We start from the raw sequence: 4,212 nt of genomic DNA, 5'->3' as shown, positions 1-4,212 counted from the left end.
GGCCGCCACCGCGTGGTGGCGGCCCGGGGGCGCCGTGCTTGCGGCGGGGCCGACGGGGCGCAGCGCTCCGTGCGGAGGTCACGTCCGGGCGCCGGGCCCGGCGGGCCCCGCGACCGGGGCCGGCAGGTGCGCGTGCACGGTCTTGCCGCCGCCGGGGCCGAGGGTGGTGTAGAGGCAGTCGCAGAGGGCCGCGACCAGGCCCAGTCCGAGACCGCTCGTGGCGACGCCCGGTTCCGCCGGTCGCGGCAGGGGCAGGAGGCGGCTGGTGTCACTCACGGTGACGGCGATCCCCGAAGCGTCGCTGCTCAGGCGGACGTTCCCGGGGCCGCCGGTGTGACGGACGGCGTTGGTGACGAGTTCGCTGACGACCAGCAGGGTGTCCTCGTACAGCGCGGGCGGGACGCGGCTGCGGGCGAGGAAGGCCCGGGCCTGCGCGCGGACCTCCGCGACGCCGGAGGGCCGGCCGGGGAAGGAATCGGTCCACGCCGGCGGCGGGATCCGGGCGGGGGCGGACAGGGGTGCGACGGTGTCCATGGCCTGACGGCCTTTCGGGAGCCGGCCGGGCGGCGGCCCGGCCGGTGGTCCGGAGGTGAGGGGTCCGGGTCCGGCGGCGGGAACGGGCGCGGGGACCGGAACGGGGGCGGGGCGACGCCCCGACCGCCCGTCCGACCCGTCGCCGACCGTACGCCGCGGGGACACGGTGCACGGCCGGCGGGCCCGGTGGCGAGGACCTGGTGGCGGGGCCTGCGGCGGCCTGACGGCAGCCGACGGCGGTGTCGTACGGCGGTGTAGACGGCGGTGCCGTTCAGCGGCAGTGCCAGCCGGCGGACACCCAGACGCGCTCCCAGTGCGCCGGGGTCCACTTGTTCTCCCAACCGGCCTTGTGCCACACCTTGTGCCAGGAGCCGTCGTGCCAGTGGTGGTGGTTGTCCCACCAGCCCGGATGCCACTCGTTGTGCCAGTGGCCGGACTGCCGGACCGGCTCCGAGTGGCCGGGCACCAGCTTGTTCTCCCAGTGCGCCGGGTACCAGCGGCACTGCCGGTGATCCTGGTGCTGCCGGTGGTCCTGGTGCTGCCGGTCTCCGTGGTCGGTCGTCCGGACGGTACTCGCCGAGGCGGCCGAGGCCGCGCCGGCGGACGTGGCGACCGCTGCGCCGCCGCCGAGCATCACGCAGGTGGCGGCGACGGCCAGCGACTTCCTGGTCCGTGTTGCGCGCATGGCCCGTCCTCCTTCCTGATCCGATGTCATCCGGCCCTTCCCGCCGCACTGTTCGGGTGCTCTGACGGGCGGACGCCGGAACTTGTTCTCTGCCACTGATTCGCACGGGACCGGGCGCCGGACGGGTCACGCGGGCATAAATTGTGGGGGAATGTTCTACTTTTCACCGGTAAAGGAAGCACTGGCGACCCGCCCGGCGGACAGGGGACCCCGCTGCCCGCCCCCGCACCCCGCACCCGGCTGCGGCGACCCGCGGTCGACCCGCCCGGGTGATTCCTGCCGGGAGACCAGTCCGCGGGGCCCGTCGGTCACGAATCACCAGTGCGGGCGCGCGTGAGAGCCCCCGCGCCCGGCGTGCGACCGTTCGCCGGGCCGTGCGAGTCGGAACCGCCGGGGTGAGCGACGGCACGGACGCAGCCGTACCCGGGCGCCGTCCGTGCCGCCCCGGCTCCGGCGACGAAGGGAGCCACGGTGTCCGAGCCGCTAGCACTGCCCGGCCCCACCGCCGCGGACCGGCGACTGCGGGAGCTGGTGGCCCGCACCGCCGTCGGCGACCACGACGCCTACCGCACGCTCTACCGGGCCCTGGCCGGCCAGGTCCTCGGCATGGTGCGCCGCGTCCTGCGCGATCCGGCCCAGTCCGAGGAGGTCGCGCAGGAGGTGATGCTGGAGGTCTGGCGCTCCGCCGCCCGCTACCGCCCCGACCGCGGCGGCGTCCTGGCCTGGGTGATGACCATGGCCCACCACCGCGCCGTCGACCGCGTCCGGCGCTCCCAGGCCGAGGCCTCACGCGAGGAGAAGGCCGCCGCCCACCTCCAGGAACGCGCCTTCGACGAGGTCGCGGAGCAGATCGAGAACCGGCTGGAGCGTGAGCGCGTGCGCCGCTGCCTGGGCCGGCTCACCGAACTCCAGCGCCAGTCACTCGTCCTGGCCTACTACCGCGGGCTGACCTACCCGGAGGTCGCCGACCTCCTCGAAGCCCCGCTGAGCACCGTCAAGACCCGGATGCGCGACGGACTCGTCCGCCTGCGCGACTGTCTGGGGGCCGGCTCATGACCGCGCACGACTCCCACACCCTCGGGGGCGCCCACGCCCTCCACGCCCTCGAACCCGCCGAGGCCGCGCTCTTCGAGACGCACCTGGCCGCCTGCCCGTCCTGCGTCCAGGAGGCCGCGGAGTTCGCCGACACCCTGGCCCGGTTCGCCGCCGCCGACGCCGTGCCGCTGCCGGACGGCATGGAGGCGCGCGCGATGACCGCCGTCACCGGGATCCGCCAACTCCCTCCGGCGCGCCGCACCCCGGACCCGCGTCCACCGGCACCCCCGGAGCCGGGCCACGAACCGGCCCCGTCCGTACCGGCGCCCCGCCGCCCGCGCCGCCGCGCGCGCGAGCTCGTCCTGGCCGCCTGCCTCGCGCTCACCGCCACCCTCGGCGGGGTCGCCGTGCAGCAGCACGACCAGGCCGAACGGGCCCGCACGGCCGCCGCACACCAGCGGACCGAACTCCAGGAGGTCGCCGCGCTGGTCACCGCCCCCGACGCCCGCAGCAGCACCACCGGCTCCGACGAGGGGAGCGGCACCGTCGTCTGGTCCGCGGACCGCAACCAGGCCGCCTTCCTCACCACGGGGCTGGCCCCCCTCCCGCCCGATCGCGTCTACGAACTCTGGTACGTCGACGACGAACCGCGGCCGGCCGGCCTGCTCCCGCAGTCCCGCGGCACCGTGGTGCTCTCCGGTCCGCTGGACGGCGCGAAGGCCGTCGCCGTCACGGCGGAACCCCTCGGCGGCTCCCCCGCACCGACCACCGACCCCCTGCTCGTCGTCCGCCTCGCCTGACCGCCGCGGGCGCCGCGCGCCGGGGCCGGGAGCCGGTCGCGCCACCGTGACGGCCTTCTCTCCCCCCGTCCTTCACACACCTGTCCTCGCCGGTGTTCGACGGGTGACGCGTACGTCGACCGTGCCGTCGTCGCACCCGTCACCCGTCAGGCGTCACCCGTCGGCGTCACCCGTGGGCGGAGGTCAGTCCTGGGCGATCGGCAGGGCCAGGTCCGTGACGGCCGAGCCGGCCGCGAACGCACCGAGCGCGGTGGCCCGTCCGGTCAGGACGTCGACCCGGTAGAGCGACCGGGTGCCGCCGACCTCGAGCGCGGCGTAGCCGTGGTTGGTGCCCTGCCCGGTCGAGTAGTAGATGTCGAAGCCCGCGTCGACGGCGGGGTCGACGCCCAGCGCACCGGTCGGGGCGAGGGTCCCGGCGTTGGCCGGCGACTGCAGGACCGTCCGGTTGAGGGTGGTGTCGAGGTCGAAGAGCGTGGTGGCGGTGGCCGGGTCGAGGTCGTTATTGGTGTAGGCCGCCGCGGTGACGCCGAGCGCGGTGGTGCCGGTGGTCGCCGGGGGGACGGCCGGGTTGGTCAGCGTGCCGTCGGCGACGGTGGTGCCGGCCGCCGGGGTGCCCGCCGGGTCGTCGAGGTTGTGCCGCAGGTTCTGGCCGGTGTCCGAGATGACCCGCAGCCGGTTGGCGGCGGGGTTGAAGTCCACTCCGAAGAAGGCGCCCTGGAGCGGGACGGTCAGCTGGGAGACCTTGGTGGCGCAGCCGCTGGTGTCGTCGAGGGTGTAGATGCCGCCCTGGTCACCGACCCCGTAGAGCAGGCCGTTCTGCACGCGGTAGTCGATGCCGACGATCCTCGCGTCGCCCGTGAGACCGGTGACCGCCCCGACGGTGCGGACCCGGTCGGGGTGGGTGACCGGGAAGTCCACGAGTGTCTGGTCGGCGGTGAGGCCGATGGCGTGGAGTCTCTCCCCGCCCTTGGCGTCGGCGGGGGTCAGCGCGGTGGCGCCGGGGGCGAAGGTCAGGCCGAGCGAGGCGGCGGTGAGGGCGGTGGCGACGGCTGCCGCCAGACGGTTGCGCATGGGTGCTTCCTCCGGTGGGTGGGGGGGGCCCCCCGGGGGGGGCCCCCCCCCCCCCACCCACACCCCGGGGCGCGCCCCCCCCCCCCC

At 75.9% G+C, this 4,212-nt stretch carries 5 protein-coding genes; 2 read left to right on the top strand and 3 right to left on the bottom strand.

Features of this window, described 5'->3' with window-relative positions:
• Positions 1-78 precede the first annotated feature (78 nt).
• Complete coding sequence (locus ACFWOG_RS29520; protein ID WP_329951200.1) at positions 79-534, bottom strand: ATP-binding protein; 456 nt, start codon at positions 532-534, stop codon at positions 79-81.
• Between the two features lie 271 nt (positions 535-805).
• The gene (locus ACFWOG_RS29515; protein WP_329881364.1) at positions 806-1,219 is read right to left on the bottom strand and encodes a hypothetical protein; all 414 of its coding nucleotides are present in this window, start codon (positions 1,217-1,219) and stop codon (positions 806-808) included.
• A 471-nt stretch (positions 1,220-1,690) separates the two neighbouring features.
• On the opposite strand from ACFWOG_RS29515, the gene sigK reads away from it, so the two are divergent.
• Complete coding sequence (gene sigK, locus ACFWOG_RS29510) at positions 1,691-2,275, top strand: ECF RNA polymerase sigma factor SigK (RefSeq protein WP_329951199.1); 585 nt, start codon at positions 1,691-1,693, stop codon at positions 2,273-2,275.
• The gene (locus ACFWOG_RS29505; RefSeq protein ID WP_380361874.1) at positions 2,272-3,054 is read left to right on the top strand and encodes an anti-sigma factor domain-containing protein; all 783 of its coding nucleotides are present in this window, start codon (positions 2,272-2,274) and stop codon (positions 3,052-3,054) included. The genes sigK and ACFWOG_RS29505 overlap by 4 nt, the downstream gene beginning before the upstream one ends.
• A 183-nt stretch (positions 3,055-3,237) precedes the next feature.
• Here ACFWOG_RS29505 and ACFWOG_RS29500 read toward each other — a convergent pair whose 3' ends face one another.
• Positions 3,238-4,125: a DUF4394 domain-containing protein gene (locus ACFWOG_RS29500; protein WP_329951198.1), complete on the bottom strand. Its 888-nt coding sequence runs from the start codon at positions 4,123-4,125 to the stop codon at positions 3,238-3,240.
• Positions 4,126-4,212: the final 87 nt, after the last annotated feature.

The organism is Kitasatospora sp. NPDC058406 (assembly GCF_042722765.1).
Classification (GTDB): Bacteria; Actinomycetota; Actinomycetes; order Streptomycetales; family Streptomycetaceae; genus Kitasatospora.
This window is presented reverse-complemented; position numbering and strand designations above follow the sequence as displayed.